The 20,724-nt window shown below is 37.6% G+C and carries 28 protein-coding genes; 18 read left to right on the plus strand and 10 right to left on the minus strand.

The features are described from left to right. Positions 1 to 9 precede the first annotated feature (9 nt). From minD to H8S51_RS10140, 6 genes are all read left to right on the plus strand, one after another. The gene (gene minD, locus H8S51_RS10115; RefSeq protein ID WP_117921463.1) at positions 10 to 837 is read left to right on the plus strand and encodes a septum site-determining protein MinD; all 828 of its coding nucleotides are present in this window, start codon (positions 10 to 12) and stop codon (positions 835 to 837) included. Then, the gene (locus tag H8S51_RS10120; protein ID WP_117921465.1) at positions 830 to 1,027 is read left to right on the plus strand and encodes a cell division topological specificity factor MinE; all 198 of its coding nucleotides are present in this window, start codon (positions 830 to 832) and stop codon (positions 1,025 to 1,027) included. The genes minD and H8S51_RS10120 overlap by 8 nt, the downstream gene beginning before the upstream one ends. Before the next feature lie 4 nt (positions 1,028 to 1,031). Then, positions 1,032 to 2,135: an FtsW/RodA/SpoVE family cell cycle protein gene (locus H8S51_RS10125; protein WP_117921467.1), complete on the plus strand. Its 1,104-nt coding sequence runs from the start codon at positions 1,032 to 1,034 to the stop codon at positions 2,133 to 2,135. A 19-nt stretch (positions 2,136 to 2,154) separates the two neighbouring features. Beyond that, positions 2,155 to 2,550, plus strand: coding sequence for a methylglyoxal synthase (locus H8S51_RS10130; protein ID WP_006858330.1), 396 nt, complete (start codon positions 2,155 to 2,157; stop codon positions 2,548 to 2,550). 79 nt (positions 2,551 to 2,629) lie between these two features. Next, positions 2,630 to 3,613, plus strand: coding sequence for a D-alanyl-D-alanine carboxypeptidase family protein (locus H8S51_RS10135; protein ID WP_117921490.1), 984 nt, complete (start codon positions 2,630 to 2,632; stop codon positions 3,611 to 3,613). Positions 3,614 to 3,731: 118 nt separating this feature from the next. Then, positions 3,732 to 4,154 carry a hypothetical protein gene (locus H8S51_RS10140; RefSeq protein WP_015560543.1) on the plus strand — a complete coding sequence of 141 codons (423 nt, stop codon included), beginning with the start codon at positions 3,732 to 3,734 and terminating at the stop codon, positions 4,152 to 4,154. 138 nt (positions 4,155 to 4,292) lie between these two features. Here the strand turns inward: H8S51_RS10140 and H8S51_RS10145 are convergent, their stop codons facing one another. Further along, a complete protein-coding gene (locus tag H8S51_RS10145; protein WP_117921469.1) occupies positions 4,293 to 4,505 on the minus strand; it encodes a DUF378 domain-containing protein in 213 nt (70 codons plus the stop codon). A 124-nt stretch (positions 4,506 to 4,629) separates the two neighbouring features. Here H8S51_RS10145 and H8S51_RS10150 point away from each other — a divergent pair, with 124 nt between their 5' ends. The 11 genes from H8S51_RS10150 to H8S51_RS10200 all read left to right on the plus strand — a co-directional run bounded on the left by H8S51_RS10150 (position 4,630) and on the right by H8S51_RS10200 (position 14,241). Then, positions 4,630 to 6,030 carry an HlyD family efflux transporter periplasmic adaptor subunit gene (locus tag H8S51_RS10150; protein WP_117921471.1) on the plus strand — a complete coding sequence of 467 codons (1,401 nt, stop codon included), beginning with the start codon at positions 4,630 to 4,632 and terminating at the stop codon, positions 6,028 to 6,030. Between the two features lie 14 nt (positions 6,031 to 6,044). Next, the gene (locus H8S51_RS10155; protein ID WP_117921473.1) at positions 6,045 to 6,740 is read left to right on the plus strand and encodes a YggS family pyridoxal phosphate-dependent enzyme; all 696 of its coding nucleotides are present in this window, start codon (positions 6,045 to 6,047) and stop codon (positions 6,738 to 6,740) included. A gap of 4 nt (positions 6,741 to 6,744) precedes the next feature. Next, the gene (locus H8S51_RS10160; RefSeq protein ID WP_117921475.1) at positions 6,745 to 7,281 is read left to right on the plus strand and encodes a cell division protein SepF; all 537 of its coding nucleotides are present in this window, start codon (positions 6,745 to 6,747) and stop codon (positions 7,279 to 7,281) included. A gap of 2 nt (positions 7,282 to 7,283) precedes the next feature. Continuing rightward, a complete protein-coding gene (locus H8S51_RS10165; protein ID WP_186898773.1) occupies positions 7,284 to 8,036 on the plus strand; it encodes a YlmH family RNA-binding protein in 753 nt (250 codons plus the stop codon). A 78-nt stretch (positions 8,037 to 8,114) separates the two neighbouring features. Then, positions 8,115 to 9,209: a 3-dehydroquinate synthase gene (gene aroB, locus H8S51_RS10170; RefSeq protein ID WP_186898772.1), complete on the plus strand. Its 1,095-nt coding sequence runs from the start codon at positions 8,115 to 8,117 to the stop codon at positions 9,207 to 9,209. 27 nt (positions 9,210 to 9,236) lie between these two features. Beyond that, positions 9,237 to 9,761 carry a signal peptidase II gene (gene lspA / locus H8S51_RS10175; RefSeq protein WP_117922138.1) on the plus strand — a complete coding sequence of 175 codons (525 nt, stop codon included), beginning with the start codon at positions 9,237 to 9,239 and terminating at the stop codon, positions 9,759 to 9,761. A 48-nt stretch (positions 9,762 to 9,809) separates the two neighbouring features. Beyond that, positions 9,810 to 10,742, plus strand: coding sequence for an RluA family pseudouridine synthase (locus H8S51_RS10180; RefSeq protein ID WP_186898771.1), 933 nt, complete (start codon positions 9,810 to 9,812; stop codon positions 10,740 to 10,742). Positions 10,743 to 10,897: 155 nt separating this feature from the next. Then, positions 10,898 to 11,527: a cytidylate kinase-like family protein gene (locus H8S51_RS10185; protein ID WP_117922140.1), complete on the plus strand. Its 630-nt coding sequence runs from the start codon at positions 10,898 to 10,900 to the stop codon at positions 11,525 to 11,527. Positions 11,528 to 11,698: 171 nt separating this feature from the next. After that, positions 11,699 to 12,151: a D-aminoacyl-tRNA deacylase gene (dtd, locus tag H8S51_RS10190; protein WP_186898770.1), complete on the plus strand. Its 453-nt coding sequence runs from the start codon at positions 11,699 to 11,701 to the stop codon at positions 12,149 to 12,151. 219 nt (positions 12,152 to 12,370) lie between these two features. Continuing rightward, positions 12,371 to 13,105 (plus strand): tRNA 2-thiocytidine biosynthesis TtcA family protein, encoded by a 735-nt coding sequence (locus H8S51_RS10195; RefSeq protein ID WP_118208838.1) that lies wholly within the window; start codon positions 12,371 to 12,373, stop codon positions 13,103 to 13,105. A gap of 86 nt (positions 13,106 to 13,191) precedes the next feature. Then, positions 13,192 to 14,241, plus strand: coding sequence for a tyrosine-type recombinase/integrase (locus H8S51_RS10200; RefSeq protein ID WP_117922151.1), 1,050 nt, complete (start codon positions 13,192 to 13,194; stop codon positions 14,239 to 14,241). Between the two features lie 143 nt (positions 14,242 to 14,384). Here the strand turns inward: H8S51_RS10200 and H8S51_RS10205 are convergent, their stop codons facing one another. Together H8S51_RS10205 and H8S51_RS10210 are read right to left on the minus strand one after the other, a co-directional pair. Then, a complete protein-coding gene (locus tag H8S51_RS10205; RefSeq protein ID WP_117922152.1) occupies positions 14,385 to 15,110 on the minus strand; it encodes a lysophospholipid acyltransferase family protein in 726 nt (241 codons plus the stop codon). 142 nt (positions 15,111 to 15,252) lie between these two features. Beyond that, entirely contained in the window at positions 15,253 to 15,588 is a 336-nt protein-coding gene (locus H8S51_RS10210; RefSeq protein WP_117922153.1) for a hypothetical protein, read from the minus strand. Positions 15,589 to 15,810: 222 nt separating this feature from the next. Here H8S51_RS10210 and lexA point away from each other — a divergent pair, with 222 nt between their 5' ends. Next, complete coding sequence (gene lexA / locus H8S51_RS10215; protein ID WP_186898769.1) at positions 15,811 to 16,428, plus strand: transcriptional repressor LexA; 618 nt, start codon at positions 15,811 to 15,813, stop codon at positions 16,426 to 16,428. Positions 16,429 to 16,552: 124 nt separating this feature from the next. On the opposite strand, the gene rsfS is transcribed toward lexA, so the two are convergent. The 7 genes from rsfS to H8S51_RS10250 form a co-directional block, all read right to left on the minus strand. Beyond that, complete coding sequence (gene rsfS / locus H8S51_RS10220) at positions 16,553 to 16,900, minus strand: ribosome silencing factor (RefSeq protein WP_006856091.1); 348 nt, start codon at positions 16,898 to 16,900, stop codon at positions 16,553 to 16,555. A 78-nt stretch (positions 16,901 to 16,978) separates the two neighbouring features. Continuing rightward, positions 16,979 to 17,557 carry a bis(5'-nucleosyl)-tetraphosphatase (symmetrical) YqeK gene (gene yqeK / locus H8S51_RS10225; RefSeq protein WP_186898768.1) on the minus strand — a complete coding sequence of 193 codons (579 nt, stop codon included), beginning with the start codon at positions 17,555 to 17,557 and terminating at the stop codon, positions 16,979 to 16,981. Positions 17,558 to 17,646: 89 nt separating this feature from the next. Further along, positions 17,647 to 18,291 carry a nicotinate-nucleotide adenylyltransferase gene (gene nadD / locus H8S51_RS10230; protein ID WP_186898767.1) on the minus strand — a complete coding sequence of 215 codons (645 nt, stop codon included), beginning with the start codon at positions 18,289 to 18,291 and terminating at the stop codon, positions 17,647 to 17,649. A 1-nt stretch (position 18,292) separates the two neighbouring features. Beyond that, the gene (gene yhbY, locus H8S51_RS10235) at positions 18,293 to 18,589 is read right to left on the minus strand and encodes a ribosome assembly RNA-binding protein YhbY (RefSeq protein ID WP_117922156.1); all 297 of its coding nucleotides are present in this window, start codon (positions 18,587 to 18,589) and stop codon (positions 18,293 to 18,295) included. A 57-nt stretch (positions 18,590 to 18,646) separates the two neighbouring features. Continuing rightward, complete coding sequence (gene obgE, locus H8S51_RS10240; protein ID WP_186898766.1) at positions 18,647 to 19,930, minus strand: GTPase ObgE; 1,284 nt, start codon at positions 19,928 to 19,930, stop codon at positions 18,647 to 18,649. 175 nt (positions 19,931 to 20,105) lie between these two features. Continuing rightward, positions 20,106 to 20,390 (minus strand): 50S ribosomal protein L27, encoded by a 285-nt coding sequence (rpmA, locus tag H8S51_RS10245; RefSeq protein WP_006856086.1) that lies wholly within the window; start codon positions 20,388 to 20,390, stop codon positions 20,106 to 20,108. Positions 20,391 to 20,393: 3 nt separating this feature from the next. Continuing rightward, positions 20,394 to 20,723: a ribosomal-processing cysteine protease Prp gene (locus H8S51_RS10250; RefSeq protein WP_117922158.1), complete on the minus strand. Its 330-nt coding sequence runs from the start codon at positions 20,721 to 20,723 to the stop codon at positions 20,394 to 20,396. Position 20,724 lies beyond the last annotated feature (1 nt).

Raw genomic sequence — 20,724 nt, forward strand, 5'->3', positions numbered from 1 at the left:
GTTCCCCTTATGGGTGAAGTGATTACTTTTACCTCAGGAAAAGGCGGCGTTGGCAAGACAACAACCACAGCTAACGTTGGCGCAGGACTTTCACTGTTAGATAAAAAAGTTGTATTGGTAGATACTGATATTGGCTTACGAAATCTTGATGTTGTCATGGGACTTGAAAACCGGATACTTTATAATCTGGTGGATGTGTTAACTGGCAGATGCCGGGTAAAACAGGCAATCATACGTGATAAACGATTCCCGAATCTGTCTGTGATACCGTCATCATGTACAAAAGAAAAATGTCTTCCTGATCCCGGACAGATGAAACATCTGTTTGATGATTTAAGACAGGATTTTGATTATATATTAGTTGACAGTCCCGCAGGTATCGATCAGGGTTTTTTACTTGCCATTACGGGAGCTGACAGAATTGTAGTAGTCACAACACCTCAGATCGCTGCAATTCACGATGCTGACTGTGTACTTCAGATTTTAAAAAAACATTATACAGTAAAAACAGAACTTCTGATCAATGGTTTCCGGAAACATATGGTAAAAGATGGGGATATGTTAAATATCGGTGATATCTGCGAACTTTTAGATGTGCCGTTACTCGGTGTCATTCCAGAAGATGAACAGATCATCATAGCACAAAACCACGGAGAACCATTACTGCATCCGGATGGAAATAAAAAGAATGCTTTACTTTCTGAACTCTGCTATAACAATATTGCACGGCGGATCACAGGTGAGGAAGTGCCTCTGTTAAATTACATAAAACAGGGCAGTATTTTTTCAAAAATATTATTTAAAAAGAAACCTGTGAAAGGAGCATTGAATGTTTAAGACTCATTCCGGAAATGTTGCAAAAGAGCGCTTAAAGCTGATGATGAATGCCGATCATCACAAACTCGATGAGGCTACTATGGAACTTATTCGCCAGGAAATAGGCTGTGTCATCACGAAATATGTTGTCATTGAGCCGGAAAACATTGAGATCAAAGTAATGTTAAAGGATTACAAGAAAAGAGAGTAGGATAATGTCTAAACTTTATAAACTAAAGAATTATAAATTCATACTGGTAATGTATGTTCTGATTTTAAATACCCTGGGGGTCTTTCTGGTTGGAAGTGCAAGCCCCGGGGATCAGAAAAAACAGATCATCGGTATGGTAAGTGGTATTATTATCATGGTGATTTTATCTCTGATCGATTACAGTTTTATTCTCCGTTTTTCCTGGATCATATATCTGTCTGCTGTCGGACTTTTAGCGCTGGTACTTGTTGCAGGTGATTCTTCAAAAGGCGCACAGCGCTGGTTTGAGATCGGCGGTTTCCGTTTTCAGCCATCTGAGCTTGTAAAAATACTTTTGATCATATTTTTTTCATATTATTTTATGAAACACGAAGAAAAGATCAATTCCGTAAAGGTAATCGTTTCTTCCTTTGTATTACTTGCAATCCCTCTGTTTTTAATTTATAAACAGCCAAATCTATCGACTATGATCGTGATTACTTTAGTTTTTGCCGCATTATTGTTTATGGCAGGCTTAAATTATAAACTGGTGGTCGGTGTTCTTATTATCTGTATTCCGGTCGGACTGATCGGTATGACACTGATCATCCAGGATAAGATTCCGTTTATTCATGCTTATCAGCTTGGACGTATTATGGCATGGCTTTATCCGAATGATTATCCTGATCTTGCTTACCAGCAGCAGAATTCCATCATGGCTATTGGTTCCGGTCTTTTATGGGGAAAAGGACTTAATAATACAGATCCTACATCTGTTAAAAATGGTAACTTTATTCTGGAACCACAAAATGACTTTATTTTTGCAGTTGCAGGGGAGGAACTTGGATTTGTGGGCAGTGCAGTGATCATAATTCTCTTGCTTTTCATCACGATTGAGTGTATATTTATTGCTAGAAAAGCAAAAGACACAGCAGGCAGACTGATCTGTTGTGGTGTAGGCGCACTGGTCGGATTTCAAAGTTTTGTTAATATCAGTGTGGCAAGCGGACTTCTGCCAAATACAGGTGTAACTCTTCCGTTTGTCAGTTATGGTCTTACATCATTATGGTCTTTGTATATAGGTATCGGGCTTGTCTTAAATGTCGGGCTTCAGCCGAAAAAATATTAACAACAGGGGGTCCTACAACATGAACATTGGATTAATAGCACACGATTCAAAAAAGAAACTGATGCAGAATTTCTGTATCGCTTATCGGGGTATACTTTGCAAAAATGAGCTTTACGCAACAGGAACAACTGGCAGACTGATTGAAGAAGTTACAAATTTAAACGTTCATAAATATCTGGCAGGGCATTTGGGTGGTGCTCAGCAGTTAGGAGCTCAGATTGAACATAACGAAATAGACCTTGTTATTTTTCTTCGTGATCCGTTAACACCAAAGTCACATGAACCGGATGTCAACAATGTCGTAAAGATCTGTGATACGCACAACATACCACTTGCTACAAATCTTGCTACAGCCGAGCTTCTGATCAAATCCTTAGACAGAGGCGATTTAGAGTGGCGTGAAATGTACAAATAATGAAAACAAATGAAAAATATGTACGCAGGATATACCTTTGACTGGTGTATCCTGCGTATTTTGTGAAAGGATTTTTAACATGAAACGATTGCTAGCTGTTGTATGTGTGACAACACTTTTACTTGGCAGTATCACAGGCTGCGGGGAAGAAAAAGTCACCTTGGAACAACCTTATGATATTTACGAGACAACTGGAAGCCTTGGTCTTGGATCAACAGTTTCCGCCGGTGCACAGGAATACTTTTCAAATGATCTCTGTGTTGCAGATGATTTTCCTCTTGGAACGGATACAACTGATTCCCAGGTTGCAGAAGGAGCCGGTACTTTTAATCTGGCAACAAATGAAGTTGTTTATGCCAAAAATATCTATGAGAGACTTTATCCGGCAAGCACAACAAAGATCCTAACTGCATACATTGCTTTAAAGTACTGCACAGATTTAAGTCAGACGGTCACGATCAGCGAAAATGCCGCAAATCAGGCTTCCGATTCCTCTGTCTGCGGACTTCATGCAGGAGATGTGATCCGCATGGATGATCTTTTATATGGTATGATGCTGCGAAGTGGTAATGATGCTGCAATTGCGATAGCTGAGTCGATTTCAGGCAGTGTAGAAGAATTTGCAACGCTGATGAACCAGGAAGCGGCAGCACTTGGTGCAACACAGTCTCATTTTGTCAATCCAAACGGTCTTCCGGATGAAAATCATTATACCTCCGTATATGATCTGTATCTGATTTTCCGTGCTGCATTGCAGAACGAAACATTTGTCCAGATTATAGGCACAACATCTTATGATGTAACTTATCAGGCGGCAGATGGTACAACAGAAGAGCATACATGGGAAAATACAAACCAATATCTGAGCGGTCATGCAAAAGCTCCGGACGGTTTTACCATAATCGGTGGAAAAACAGGTACAACCGGTGATGCAGGATACTGTCTTGTCCTTTATTCTATGAATGAACAATCCCAGCCAATTATTTCTATTGTTCTGAAAGCAGACGCAAAAACAAACCTTTATCTGTTAATGAATGAAATGTTATCCGGTTTTGCAAATTAATTGAAAATATCATTGTGTTTTTTGTATTTATATACTATAATTAATTTATAAAACGAACCGTTTTTATTCATTTTCACGAATATGGACGTTGCATCGAAGGATCAGGAGGGAAATGACCATGATAGAGATTATTTCAGGTGAAAAGGGAAAAGGAAAGACAAAGGAACTGCTTAACAAGGTCAATACATCGATCACATCTGCAACTGGCAATATTGTATATCTGGATAAGAGTCAGAAACACATGTATGAGCTGAATAATAAAATACGCTTGATCAATGTAAATGACTTTCTGATTGATAACTGTGATGAGTTCCTCGGTTTTATCTGTGGTGTGATATCACAGGATCACGACCTCGAAGAAATGTATCTTGACAGTTTTCTTACCATTGCATCAATTGATTCTGATGAGCTTTTAAATCATGCGATTCAAAAGCTCGACGTGATCAGTGAAAAATACAATGTAAAATTCATCTTAAGCGTATCGAAAGATGAATCTAAACTGACAGATATTGCAAAAGCAAAAATTGTCATTTCCCTATAATAATGAATATGTAATATCGGTAGTGCACAATATGAACATATCTTTTGTTATGAATGAATATGCGGTATGGAAAGTTCTTTATCCATGCCGCATATTTTTCATAACAATAGAATATCTGCATAGTATGCATTCTGTTGTTTAAGATTCACCTACAGAACGGATTCTTCCGAACAGACTGATCAGATATAATCCACCAATTCCCACAAGTGCATAAATTATTCTTGTAAGCCATGACATGTCCCCGAAAAGAAATGCCACCAGATCAAATCTGAAAAAACCGATCAGTCCCCAGTTAATTGCACCGATAATAACCAATGTAAGCAATGTGTAATCAAGCCAGTTTGTATTCATTTTTTAGCCTCCTTTTGCAGATAGTATGCACATTAAAAAAATTTTTATTCATACAAAACTTTTTGATCCACGTTGTTTTCTATTGAATAAAATGTTAGAATAGAAATGTTGAAAATTTTAAGAGGTGAGTAAATTTTTGAATGAACATAAAAAAATAGTAAAATATCGCAAACCGTTCAACATAAATATTGGCGTAATCATTTTTATTATTATTTTCATATATCTGGTTTTTAATGTCTTTTCTTACATTACAACAACACACATTTCCGTTTATGAAGTGGAACAGGGAACCATGGCAGAAAATAATGTTTACCGTGGTCTGGTTCTTCGCGATGAAACAATTGTTACATCACAATATACCGGTTCGCTGAATTATTATGTACGGGAATCTTCGAGAGTCGGATACGGCGATCTGATCTGTTCCGTTGATGAAAGTGGAAGTGTTTCCCAAAAGATCAATGATGTCAGTACAGATGCTTCTAATCTGGATGCCGAGGGACTCTTAGAAATTGAAAATGATATTTCCGATTATGAAAATTCCTATCAGTCACAGACATTTTATAATACTTATTCATTTAAAGAAAATATTGATTCTGCACTGAATGAAGCATTAAGTCTGGAGGCTTTAAACGGATTGGCTGACTATACATCTGCCGGTGGTGGTTCTTCCTTTCATACAGTCACAACTGATACCCCCGGAATCCTTGCTTATTATACGGACGGATTTGAAAACACAACGACAGATAATTTTTCAAAAGAACAGTTTGATGAAGCTGCTTATCAGCGAAATAATTTAAAACAGAATACATCCGTTACCACCGGAGATGCTTTATATAAACTGATCAGTAACGAAGAATGGCAGATTATCGTTCCCATTGCAGATACGCTTGCAAATGAACTTCAGGATGATAATACTCTGAAACTTAAGTTTATAAAGGACGGAAAAACAGCATACGCTACCTATGTGATCACAGAAAAGGGTGGTGAAAAATATCTGATTTTAACACTTCGCAATTCTCTGGTACGTTATGCAAAGGATCGTTTTCTGGAAATTGAGCTGCTGCTTACCGAACAGACCGGACTTAAAATTCCAAATTCTGCTATTACCGAAAAAGAATTCTACACCATACCGATCAGCTACTTTATGAAAGGTGGAGATTCTGATGCCGATGGACTGCTTGTTTCGTCCACAAATAAAAATGGAAAAACAACGACTGAATTTGTTTCCCCAACCGTCTATTATACAACGGATGATTATTACTATATAGACAGTGAAAATGTCACTGCCGGAGACATTCTGGTAAAACCGGATTCAAATGAAACTTACCGGGTCGGATCAGACACTGCAACACTAAAAGGTGTCTATAATGTCAATAAAGGTTACGCTGTTTTCAAACAGATTGATATACTCTATCAGAGTAAAGAATATACCATCGTAAAAACAGGAACTTCCTATGGAATTTCTCTTTACGACCATATAGCCTTAGACGGAGCGAAGATCAATGAAAATGATTTGTTAAAATAATGGAGGAAAAATTAATGTTAAAAGAAAATCTTGCAAATGTAGAGAAAAATATTGAACAGGCTTGTAAAAATGCCGGTCGAAACCGTAATGAAGTAACCCTGATCGCAGTAAGCAAAACAAAGCCTGTCGAGATGTTACAGGAAATCTATGATGAAAATATCCGTGATTTTGGTGAAAATAAAGTCCAGGAGCTCTGCAGTAAAATGGAACAGCTTCCATCGGATATCCGCTGGCATATGATTGGGCATCTTCAGCGCAACAAGGTAAAATATATCGTCGGAAAAGTTGAACTGATTCATTCCGTAGATACATACCGCCTTGCAGAAGAGATTAATATTCAGGCAAAAAAACAGAATGTGATCGTCCCGATTCTTGTCGAAGTCAATATCGCGCATGAAGAGTCTAAATTTGGTATTTCCGCAGAAGATGCCATCCTTCTTGTGGAAGAGATTTCCAGGCTTGAAAACATTCGTATCAAAGGACTTATGACGATTGCACCTTATGTTGAGAACCCAGAGGATAATCGCCTATATTTCAGAAAAATAAAACAATTATCTGTTGACATAACAAATAAAAACATAGATAATGTATCTATGGAAATTCTGTCTATGGGAATGACAGGCGATTACATGGTTGCAATCGAAGAGGGTGCTACCATGGTGCGTGTTGGAACCGGAATTTTCGGTGAAAGAAATTATAAACAGGAGTGAGAACATGGGAGTTCTTGATAAATTTTTAAATGCAATGCGTCTGAATCCGGATGATGATGACGATTTTTACAACGAAGACTATGATTATGATGACGATTATACAGAGGACGAGCCAAAACAGACATTTCATCGTGAAAAAAAACGTGATGCTGTAGAAAAAGATTATGATTCGGAACGTTCAAAAGACACTTCAACAAAATCCACCTCAAAGGTTACGCCGATCCGGCCAGCGAAAAAGCAAGCCGGTCCTGGCGGTATGAAAGTATGTGTGATCAAGCCTACTTCCGTGGAGGATGCAAGGGAGATTACAGAGACTTTACTGGAAAACCGTACTGTCGTGCTCAATGTAGAAGGTCTTGACGTTGAAATTGCACAGCGTATTATTGATTTTACATCCGGTTCATGTTTTGCGATCAGTGGTAATCTGCAGAAGATTTCAAATTATATCTTCATTATCACACCGGCATCCGTAGATATTTCCGGGGATTTTTTAAGTTTAATGGATTCATTTGAGACAAGGGGTATTCAGACTGATTTTTAATTATGAATGAGCAGGATCTTTGTAAAAAACGCCTGTTAGATCTTTCAAGACAGGCTGATCGGAAGGGAATCGTTTTATTCAGCGATTTCCTTAATTTAAATGAAATGAATATTTACCACCAGTGCCAATCAGAATTTGTAACAAGGACGGAAAGCTATGGCGGTATACCTTATGCAGAGCGTCAGATAATTGCTTTTATTCCTGATGCTCTTTATTATGAGTGGACATATCCGATTGCGGTATTAAAAGTAGAACCGGCATATCCAAAATTTGCAGAAGAATTAGGACACCGCGATCTGCTGGGATCTATCATGACACTCGGTATAGACCGCGCGAAGATTGGTGATATCCTTATGGGTGATGGCTGTTATTATATTTTATGTGAGGAAAATGTTGCCCCATATTTTATGGAACAGCTCACAAAGGTTCGCCACACACTTGTTCATTTAAGTATTGCAGATGCAGACGAAATCAATTTTCATCAGGAATTAATTGATAAAGACGGCGTTATCACCTCAAACAGACTTGACGCCGTCATTGCCTGTGTATACCGTTTATCCAGAAGCCAGTCCCAGGAATTGATTCACGCAGAACGTGTATTTGCAAATGGAAAAATCATTCAGACACCGACCTATATCTGCAAACCTGATGATATTATTTCTGTGCGTGGTCACGGACGGTTCCATTTTATTTCCATCTCAGGAGAAACTAATAAGGGTCGTCTGAAAATCAAATATCAGCTATACCAAAGTTAATAAAACTCATAAACAAACGTATAGGAATGGGAATTACTGTGATGTGCTCATTAGATATGGGCAGAAATGGAGATTATTATGTCAAAAAGCATACCGGTTACAGATGGAACAAATGTGATTTATACCATCGAATTAACAAATGATTTTAAGGATCTTTGTAAAAAACTGTCCCGGCTTGGAATAGATTCTGACCGAAAACTTTGTATTGTCACTGATTCTAACGTAGCTCCTCTATATGCAGAAGAAGTAAAAAAACAGCTGTCTACGTCATTTTCAAATATATTTGTACATATTTTTCCTGCTGGTGAGGCAAGCAAAAACACAGATACAGTCGGTACATTATATCAATTTCTGATAGAAAATCACTTTGACAGAAAAGATATTCTGTTAGCGCTTGGTGGTGGTGTAGTCGGTGATCTGACCGGTTTTACAGCAGCAACTTACTTACGAGGAATAGATTTTATCCAGATTCCAACCACATTGCTTTCGCAGGTGGATAGCAGTATTGGCGGTAAAACAGGTGTTGATTTTATGCAGTATAAAAATATGGTTGGAGCATTTTATCAGCCTAAACTGGTCTATATGAACCTTTCCGTACTGCATTCTCTTCCAAGGAAACAGATTGTTTCCGGAATGGGAGAGATTATCAAACACGGATTGATCAAAGATGCTGCCTATTTTGAATGGCTTATCGCACATGAAAAGGATATCTGGGCATTAGATCCGCAAATTTTAGAAGAAATGATCTATATAAGTTGTAATATTAAACGTGATGTAGTCGAACGTGATCCAAAAGAACAGGGAGAGCGTGCACTTCTTAATTTGGGACACACGATTGGTCATTCCATTGAAAAACTTTCTGATTTTACACTTTATCACGGAGAATGTGTAGGACTTGGTATTGTTGCTGCATCCTATTTATCCATGCAGCTTGGTCATATCTCTGCAGAAGACTTTGCCCGGATTAAAAATGCGTTATCACTCTTTGAACTGCCGTTGCAGATTGATGGATTTGATGCCAGAGAAGTCCTTTTGGCAACAAAATCTGATAAAAAAATGGTTGGAAACCAGGTTAAATTTATTCTGTTAAAAGAAATTGGAAACGCTTATATTTATCGGGAACTAAGCGATGAACAGATTCTTGACGGTATCCGTTATGTCTGTCATGAATAAAATTATTTTCAAAGAAACGAGGACTCAATGAATCAGCAATCCAAAACTATTTTAAAAAAAGCTATTATTGGTATTTTATGTTCAGTTATTCTGATATTGTTAGACCAGTTTACAAAACATCTTGCAGTAAAGCACCTGAAAGATCAGATGCCTGTTGTTTTATGGAAAAATGTTTTTGAACTCAGTTATTTAGAGAACCGTGGTGCAGCTTTTGGTATCCTTCAGGGAAAACAGTGGCCACTTATCATTTTCACAGTGATTGTTTTAATGATTATCATATATTTATATCTGATGCGTATTCCATCCGAAAAGCATTTCGGATTACTCAATGTAATCGCCATTCTGTTTTTTGGCGGTGCGATCGGTAACTTTATTGACCGGGTCATGCAGGGATATGTTGTTGATTTTTTCTATTTCAGGCTGATCGATTTCCCTGTATTCAACGTTGCAGATATATACGTGACTGTGGCTGCAATACTTTTAATATTATGTCTGTTATTTTATAAAGAAGAAGATTTTGAACGTATTCTTCCGGCAAAAAAGAAAAAATAACAATATCTGCATGCCAGAAATACCGTATCAGACAAGAATGGAGTATTTATGAAACAGGAAACTTTCGAAATAGAGGCAGAATATGAAGGAGAACGCTTAGATAAATATCTAAGCGTTATTTTTGAGCAGTCTGAGAGTACTTCAAATGCACCTTCACGTTCTTTTTTTCAAAAATTAATCAAAGATGGACATGTAACAGTAAATGATTCCCAGGAAAAGGCAAATTATCGTCTGCATATGGATGATCTTGTATGTGTAGAAATTCCCGATGCTGTAGAAACACCGATCCTCCCGGAAAATATTCCTCTTGATATTTTATATGAAGATGATGATCTTCTCGTTGTCAATAAACCGAAAGGAATGGTTGTACATCCATCTGCCGGTCATTATTCAGGCACTTTGGTCAATGCGATCATGTTTCACTGCAAGGATAGTCTTTCCGGCATTAACGGTGAAATACGACCAGGGATCGTGCACCGGATCGATATGGACACAACCGGCTCTTTAATCGTATGTAAAAACGATGAAAGCCACGTTAAAATTGCAGAACAGATCAAAGCGCATAGTGTTAACCGCAGATACCGCGGTATTGTATATGGCGTTGTAAAGGACGATGAAGGAACCATCAATGCACCCATCGGCAGACATCCGACCAACCGAAAAAAGATGGCGATCAATGAAAAAAATGGAAAACCAGCGATTACGCATTATAAGGTACTGGAACGCTTTTCCAATTACACCTATATGGAATTTAAATTAGAGACGGGCAGAACACATCAGATCCGCGTTCATATGGCAAGTATCGGTCATCCGTTACTTGGCGATACTGTATATTCCAGCGGAAGAAGTCCATTTAAAACACAAGGACAGACACTACATGCCATGACGATTGGTTTTATTCACCCACGTACTAAGGAATATATGGAGATATCAGCACCACTTCCAGAATATTTTTTGAAAATATTGAAAAGTTTACATTAAATTTCGAAAAATTGTTTTATTTTTCGAGAAAGTGTAGTATAATTATACAAAAGAAACAGATGTCTCCATATTAAATTCAAATATTTTGTATATATCATACAAATCTTTCGTAATATGTAATGACAATCTGATGCAAAAGAAAGTGGGGGATTTTTATGTCAAATAAGATATATACCATTGGACGTGAATTTGGAAGCGGAGGTAAAGCAGTCGGTGAGGCGCTTGCTGACAGACTTGGTATCGAATTATACGATAAAGAATTATTACAGCAGGCGGCAAAAGACAGTGGTTTTTGCGAAGAAATTTTTGAAAATCATGATGAAAAACCAACCAGCAGTTTTTTATATTCACTGGTTATGGATACATATTCCGTTGGAAGTTATAATTCTTCACCATTTTTGGATATGCCATTGAACCATAAAGTATTCCTTGCACAGTTTGAAACGATCAAAAAGATTGCAGATCGTGAATCCTGCGTCATTGTCGGCAGATGTGCGGATTATGCATTGGCAGATTATACAGACTGCATCAACATTTTTATTCATGCAGATATGGAGAAACGTATCAAAGCTGTCAGCAAACGTCTGAATATCACAGAGAACAAGGCGAAAGATCTGATCCAGAAAAAGGATAAACAGCGTGCCAGCTATTACAATTATTATTCCAGCAAACGCTGGGGCGATTCCAACAGCTATCATTTGACTCTTGATGCAGGAAAACTTGGTATTGATGGATGTGTCGATATGATTTTAAAATTCCGTGAAATTATGGATGCACAGAAATAAAATACGAAAAAGAATATGCTTAATATAATTTTATCCTCATCAAAGCCTTTTTACTTTGATGAGGATATTTGATTTTTTAATGTAGAAAAGTGTAAGCAGATCATCCGAAATATGTTAAATTTTTAATAGAATTTTTTTATAAAAACGAAGAAAAGGGAGTAACTACAGATTATGAGACTCATAATACAGCGTGTAAGCACAGCTACATGTCAGGTAGATGACCGGATAACAGGAACTATTCAGAAAGGTTTTATGGTGTTAATTGGTATATCTGATTCTGACACAAAAGAGATTGCAGATAAAATGATAAAAAAACTAATTGGACTTCGTATTTTTGAAGATTCTGAAGGAAAGACAAATTTATCATTGCAGGATGTTGCAGGAAGCCTGTTATTAATATCACAGTTTACTTTATATGCAAATTGCAGAAAAGGAAACAGACCGTCTTTTATAGGTGCTGGCAAACCAGATATGGCAAAGGAACTTTATAACTACATTATTGATAATTGTAAGAAACAGGTACCAATTGTAGAACAGGGAATTTTTGGGGCAGACATGAAAATTTCTCTTGTAAATGATGGACCTTTTACAATCATTCTTGATTCTGATGAAATCATTGGATAAAGATTTATTGTATCAGACACAAATTTCGTATGTAGCATAGTATCAATGTTTTATGTATTGATAACTTTATATATTCGCAAAACACAAGTTTAACGAATAGTTGTGTTTGGAATCAGATGATACAGTTTGTCAACTCAATGTACGCTGTGTCGGCAACATTTCTCATCTGCATTTTTAATAAAAATATTGTATAATAAAGAAAGTTCAGGAGGCTTACATATGAAATTACAGCAATTATACAGCTATACCAGAAAAGCAATTGATGAATATCAAATGATCGAATCCGGCGACAGAATTGCCATTGGTATTTCCGGAGGTAAAGATTCTCTCACACTTTTATATGCATTGAGTGGTTTGCGCCGATTTTATCCCAAAAAGTTTGACTTGTTAGCTGTGTCAGTAAATCTCGGTTATGAAGATTTCGACCTCACTGCCGTATCAGACCTATGTCGTGAACTTGATGTTCCATATCATATCGTTAACACAGAAATAGCTAAAATCATCTTCGAAGAACGTGATGAAAAGCCTTCCTGCTCCTTATGTGCGAAAATGCGCAAAGGAGCATTAAATCAGGCTATTAAGGAACTAGGCTGCAATAAAGTGGCATATGCACATCATATGGATGATGTGATCGAAACAGCATTTTTATCCATGATTTATGAAGGACGTTTTTATGTATTTCCTCCAAAAACTTATATGGCTGATTCTGATCTTACGATAATCCGTCCTCTGATCTATGTATCTGAAGCAGAGGTAAAAGGATTCCGAAATAAATATCATCTTCCAGTCGTAAAAAATCCCTGTCCAATGGATGGTAATACCAGACGTGAATATGTAAAACAGCTTATAAGACAGCTTAATTTGGACAATCCAGGTGTAAAAACCAAACTTTTTCATGCTATCTTAACCGGAAATATACCTGGATGGTCAATTATAAACAACGAACAAAATTAAACTTTATACAAAGTTGTATTCTTTACTCTCATACTTATTATGAAAATAAAATTTTTACTGTAAAGTGCGTAGAATGGAGACCTGCTATGAAAGAAAAAGCATATTATGAAACAATAAATGTAAAGAATGAAGTAAAATTACGAAAACTATTAGAGGCATTACCCCCTTTTTGCAAACAATTTTTTATCGGCATCGAAGCAACCAGCTCCTCCAGGACAAAAATTGCATATGCTTACGATATCGGCTGTTTCTTTGATTACCTGCATACAACAAATCCGATCTGTGCCAAAATGAATATTACTGAGTTTCCCATATCTATTTTAAATGAGATTACACCAATGGATATTGAAGAATATCTCTCTTATCTGAAATATTACGAAAAAGACGGAACGGAACATACAAATGATGAGGTTGGACTAAAACGAAAACTTTCTTCTTTACGCTCCTTTTATCATTACTATTATAAAAATGGACTGATTGAAGATGATCCTACAGTTAAAGTAGACATGCCTAAAATACATGAAAAGAATATCATCCGTCTGGATGTTGATGAGGTTGCAAAACTTCTTGATGAAGTAGAATCCGGTGAAAATCTTACTGCAAAGCAGCAACAATATCACGAAAAAACAAAAGTACGGGATCTTGCAATGATGACACTTCTGCTTGGAACAGGTATCCGTGTTTCAGAATGTGTTGGTCTTGATATGGAAGATGTTGATTTTAAAAATAATGGTATTAAGATTCACCGCAAAGGTGGCGCAGAGGTTGTTGTATATTTCGGAGATGAGGTTCGCAAAGCACTTATGGATTACTTTGTGGAACGTCAGAAAGTTACTGCAGCTGACGGAAGTATTAATGCCCTCTTTTTATCGCTTCAGAATAAACGCATGAGTGTGCGAACTGTTGAAAATATGGTAAAAAAATACTCCAAACTGGTAACAACCTTAAAACATATTACACCGCATAAACTCCGCAGTACCTATGGTACGTCACTCTATCGGGAAACCGGTGATATTTATCTGGTTGCGGATGTTCTTGGCCATAAAGACGTCAATACTACCCGCAAACACTATGCTGCTCTTGATGATGAAAGGCGAAGAAGTGCTGCTAAGTATGTCAAGTTAAGGGAAGTTTAACTGATAGAATATACAAGTATATAGATAAATCATGAGAATAAATACGAAAGACATTTTGTAACGCGATTATTATTGAAATGATATGATACAAAAGTGTTATCCGTTCAAGAACTATATAACACTTTTGTACAATGTCCAGAATTTTACATCTCCGGCAACAGAATACTGTTGATTTTTTCTTGAATCCTGTGCTGCACCAGTTCTGCAATCTCATGTGTTTTCAAAGAACCGTATTCGTCAAATAAAATAGGTTTCAGATAATGTACCTGTGTTGTAACAGGTCCCAGATTAAAACTGTTAAAAACCTTATAGGAATCGATCAGAGCAACCGGTATGATCGGTGCTTTTGTCTTTAAAGCAATTTTAAAACTTCCTGCTTTAAAATCACATACATTATTACGATTATTAAAATCATATCCCCCTTCCGGGAAAAGAATATAACGTTTGCCCTGTTTGACATCTTCTGAAACTTCATTGATGATCGTAAGTGCCTGTCTTACATCTTTTTTATCAAGACGTTTTCCCTGCAGCAGATCAACAAATTCCCGGACAAGAATTGTATTGGACTTTGCGCGATCCATAACAATGGAACACGGATTTTTATGTGTATAGATAATACCAAGTGCATCATATTTTCCCTGATGATTCGGATACATCATATAACCCCCCTCAGATGGGAGATTCTCCAATCCATATGCTTTTGTTTTAATTCCACCAGTCGTTTTCATAAGGCGGATCACGTGGCGCGCAAGCTCATATCGCTCTTCTTCTGAATATTTTTCAGGATGATCCGCTTCCTTTCGCATCTTTGGAATCATATATGGTGCCCTGAAAAGATTCATAAGAATTACATAAATAAACTTTAACATAACTTCAATGCTATCCTCCGTACCTGACACAGAAACATCCTGAAAAATTCATTCTACCCAGTGATGCTTTTTTGCCGAATGTAACTATTATAGCCTATTTTGAAGAAAAATACAACATTCTTACATATGGCTCCGTCAAGGTCTATTTTAAGTATTCTGCTGAATAATATGGTACCGTCAGATATTCCCCCTCATGGATGTCATCCGGGAAAACATGATTGATCGTACATACTTCTTCTATATACTCTGAAGTATCTTTATAATCATCTGTCATATATATCCCCGCAATGTCACTCAATGTCTGTCCCGGTATGATCTGTATGCTGGTGTAATATTTATAAGTAGTACTCGATTCACCGGCTGCCTGCGCACGGATAGTACCAAAACATGTAAAGCAGATAATTCCAAATAATACCATTGATAATGCGATCAAAAAAACTGGTTTCTGATTCTTCCTATTCTCTCTTATGCTTCTCATAAATAACCTCCATCTAATGCGAACATCTGTTGCGAACAACTGTTTGTATATCTGTATCATAATACGCGAACATTTGTTTGTCAATAATAAAATCGAACAAATTTTCGGAATATATGTTTGCATTTCTGTTTGTAATATGATAGAATAAATAATAAACACAGGGCAGAATAATCCCTTTACAAATTGATGAAATATATTTTATCGTATAACAGGAGGCACTTTATGGCATATGGCAAAATCAGCAGTAAGCAGCAAGAAATATTAGAATATATCAAGCAGGAAATTTTAAACAAGGGTTATCCTCCTGCTGTTCGCGAGATCTGTGAAGCAGTTCATCTGAAGTCAACCTCTTCTGTTCATTCACACCTTGAGACACTTGAGAAGAATGGCTATATCCGAAGAGACCCTACAAAACCACGTGCAATCGAGATTATTGATGACAATTTTAATTTAACCAGACGTGAAGTTGTTAATGTTCCTATCCTCGGTCAGGTAGCTGCCGGTCAGCCGTTACTTGCTGTTGAAAATATCGAAAATTACTTTCCGATTCCTACTGAGTTTATGCCGAATGCAGAGACATTTATGCTAAAGGTAAAAGGTGACAGTATGATCAATGCAGGAATATTTAATGGTGATAAGATTCTTGTACAGAAACAGTCTGACGCACAGAATGGAGATATTGTTGTTGCTCTTGTAGATGATTCTGCAACAGTAAAGACTTTTTATAAAGAAAGTGGTCACTATCGCCTGCAGCCGGAAAATGACACCATGGATCCAATTATTGTAAACGAATGTTCGATCCTTGGAAAAGTATTCGGTATTATGCGATTTTTAAATTAAAGAGAAAAAGAAAAAATCACCAGCTTTTCATTATGATCTGGTGATTTTTTCTTCATATGAGATTTATATATGCAAAAATAGTTTCTATTTATAATATCTGATTACCTTTATAAAATTTTATCCCTTACAGTTCATCCACACTGATTTCTTTACCATCTTTCCAGATACGTTCCAGATCATAAAACAGTCTGTCTTCCTTTGAAAAAATATGAATAATGATATCATTATAATCCATCAGAATCCATGTAGATGACTGGTTACCTTCTACCTGTCGTACTTTAAGATCTGCTTTATACAAAGCCTCATCGACTGCATCGCGCATTGCCTGGATCTGGTTCTGATTCATTCCATCTGCAATGATAAAAAAATCTGCGATCGGTGAAATCTCACGGATATCAATTACTTTGACATCCTCTGCTTTTTTATCTTCCAGTGCTTTTACTGCTATTTTACAATATTCTGCTGAAGTCATAAATTTACTCTCCTATTATTCTGTAGATTTTCCGGTACTGTTCATTCACAGCCAGGAATAGATTTAAGTTTCAAAATATTAATTATGATTTTTCCTGTACTGCCGGTAAAAATCATACGTCATCTTTGTCGTTGCATCAATGCTTCCACCCCGGCTGGACAAATAAGCAAGCGTGTCATGCAGTATTTCCGCCATACAGGCATCTAAATCCTCGAAGGCAATCTTTCTTATATAAGGAAGATTCTCAGCCTTATCGCGCCCAGGCTCAATATAATCTGCAATATAGATGATCTTATCTAAAAGGCTCATATCTGGCTCACCTGTCGTATGAACTTTGATCGCATGCAAAATCTGCGGATCAGACACCTCGTACACAGTTTCAGCCAAAAAGGCTCCTAATTTTGCATGTAACAGATATGGGCTTTTGTATTCTACCGGATTGATCAGAATATGATTTTGCTCACACATTTCTATTTTCTGGTCATTCGGGATGCATTTTGCACAATCATGAAGTAACCCTGCAAGCATTGCCTTTTCCATGGAATACTCATGTGCCATGGCAAGACATCCTGCCGTATACATAACACCTTTTGTATGTTCGTAACGTCCTTTATCCAGTTCTTTTTTTAGTTTTTTTCGAATTTCAATAAGTTCCATGATGCCCTCCATTCCTGCCCGTTTCACAATGAAAATACCATTTTCATCACAGGTCTGTGACATGGCATAAATCCTGTGTGCCTTATCCTCTATTTTTCTTCATATAAATGGCGTTTCTTAATATATGTCATTACTTTAGAAGGAATCAGGGATATATCTGTCTTTCCACATTTTAAAGCTGCCCGGATCTCACTCGATGAAATATCTGTTTTTCCACCTGTAATTGGATAAATTTCAGCCGGAAACAATTTTTTCAGGGCAGAAATCTTTTCCTCAACTTCCGACAAATTCATATCATCACGTACCGCAGCCAGAATAACTGCCTTTTCGCAAATAATCTCTGGATGATACCATTTTTCAAGATAATCAAGTGAATCTGCACCCATAATAAAGAAAAATTTCATATCCGGATATATTTCTTCTAATTTTGTGAGCGTCAGATAAGTATAACTTGTCCCTTCCGCATCGACTTCAATTCGCGAAAGTTTAAAATATGGGATATCGCAGATAGCCAGCTCTGTCATTTCTGCCCGGATGTCTGCGGCTGTCATTTTATTTTCATCTTTATTTGGTGAATGACCTGCCGGAATAAACCATACCTCATCTAATGCAAATTCCTCATATGCACTCTGTGCAATATTTAAATGTCCCTTATGAATCGGATCAAAAGAACCGCCTAAGATACCAATTTTCTTTAAGTGCTTTTGTCCGACCCTGCACTCTGCTTCTAACATATCAGCCTGGCAGCTCGTACTTGGTATTTTTCTTTGCCTGACGGAATAAAATGATTTTCTTTCCAATTACTTTTACAACATCAGAATGTGTTCGTTCTGCTGTCATTGCAGCGATTTCCCTCGGATCATCGATACAGTTTTTTAATACAGCTACTTTGATGAGTTCTCTCTTTTCTAAGGCTTCATCCAACGCCGTGATGATCTCCGGCGTAAGGCTTGCTTTTCCGATATGAAAAATCGGATCCATTGTACTTGCACACCCACCAAGGTATGCGCGCTGTTTACTTGTTAATGCCATAACGTTCCTCATTTCCGCACCTCTTTCCGGTGCAATTAATATAACATCAGTCACTTATTATTTATAATAATCAAATTCAAATCCATACATCCGGACAGTATCACCGTCCTCGATTCCCTGGGTTTCTAACTCCTTTAAGATTCCCTGTTCTTTCATAAATTTCTGGAAGAATAAAAATCCTTTTTCGGAATCGATATTGGTATAACCAAGCATTTTTTCAATCTTTGGTCCCTCAATCTCAAATGCTCCGTCTGCCGCCTGTGAAATCGTGTAAGGCTCATCCTTAAAGAATCGTAATGCCGGATCAAACTCAGGTTCATAGATCACCGGTTCACTGCTGCAGTGATCAAGCAATTCCTGTACGTGATACAGTAACTCTTTTAAGCCCTTTCCACTGACTGCCGAGATTGGGAACACACGGATTCCGTCTTTTTCAAACTCCTGTCTTAAAGACTGGACGATCTCATTCTCATCACCGTACACGGCATCCATCTTGTTTGCTGCAATTACCTGTGGCTTGTCTAAAAGTTTTGGATCATATGCCTCTAACTCTTTCATGATGGCACGGATATCTGCAATCGGGTCACGTCCTTCCGTTCCGGCTGCATCAACCACATGGATCATAACTTTTGTACGCTCAATATGGCGTAAAAACTCAAGTCCAAGTCCGATACCTTCCGATGCACCCTCAATCAGTCCAGGAATATCTGCAATCACAAAGCCCTTTGCACCATCTAAATCTACAACTCCAAGATTTGGCTGCAATGTCGTAAAATGATAATTGGCAATCTTTGGCTGTGCATTTGTCACCCTTGATAATAACGTTGATTTTCCGACATTTGGAAATCCGACCAGCCCGACATCTGCGATTACCTTTAACTCCAGCTTTACTTCAAGTTCGATCGCATCTCCACCAGGCTGCGCATACTTCGGTGCCTGCATGGTAGATGTTGCAAAATGCTGGTTTCCAAGACCGCCACGGCCACCTTTTAAAATTACCTGCCTGCGGTTATCGCCGGACATATCAGCGATCACTTTTCCGGATTCTGCATCTTTAATTACCGTTCCAGCAGGAACTTTTAAGATCAGATCCTCACCATTCTTACCATGGCAGTTACGTTTTCCGCCCTCTTCTCCAGGCTGTGCGGCAAATTTTCTTCTGTGACGGTAATCAGTAAGTGTATTTAATCCGTCGTCAACCACGAATACAATATCACCGCCGCGTCCGCCGTCTCCGCCATCCGGACCACCATCCGGTACATATTTTTCCCTGCGGAAACTAACATGACCGTCTCCGCCTTTTCCTGATTTTATAATAATTGTTGCTCTGTCTGCAAACATATTTTTCTACCTCAAATTTAACAAAAACATGTACATAAAGCCGTTATCATCATAACCTCTGGTACATGTAAATTATCTGTCACATTCTTAATACAAATAGAACCCGGCTATTACATCCATCTGCGATGGATGTGCCATCTGTGATGGGTGTTCATAGTCGGGTCCACAGTACATCTTATTCAGCTACTGGATAAACGGAAGCCTGTTTTTTATCTCTTCCTTTTCTTTCGAATCTTAAGATACCATCTGTTAAAGCAAATAATGTATCATCTCCACCGATACCTACATTAACGCCTGGATGAATCTTTGTTCCACGCTGTCTGTATAAAATGTTTCCAGCTTTTACAAACTGTCCGTCTGCTCTTTTTGCTCCTAATCTCTTAGATTCGGAATCACGACCGTTCTTTGTAGAACCAACTCCCTTTTTATGAGCAAAAAACTGAAGGTTCATATTTAACATGTCTTACACCTCCCTGAATTTTAGAATGATATAATCATTTCCATAAGTGTTTTGTATTCCCTGCAAACCTAAAACCAATGACCTCATAAGTAGATCGGCATCATGTCCTGCCGGGGAAGAAAACGATAAGCTTATCTTTCCTGTCTCCTCATCCGAATCAGTAGAAAAGGCATCTTTCGTATATAAGCCGAGACTGTTTACCGTATTGATGACCAATGCGGAAATCCCTGCACACACAATATCTTCGCCTTCCTCTGCATATCCGGCATGTCCAAGACATTCAAAGCCTAAAAACTCGTTGTCACGGTTTCTGAAAATCGTTATCTTTGTCATA

Origin of the sequence: Roseburia rectibacter (genome assembly GCF_014287515.2) — a bacterium.
Taxonomy (GTDB): Bacteria; Bacillota; Clostridia; order Lachnospirales; family Lachnospiraceae; genus Roseburia; species Roseburia rectibacter.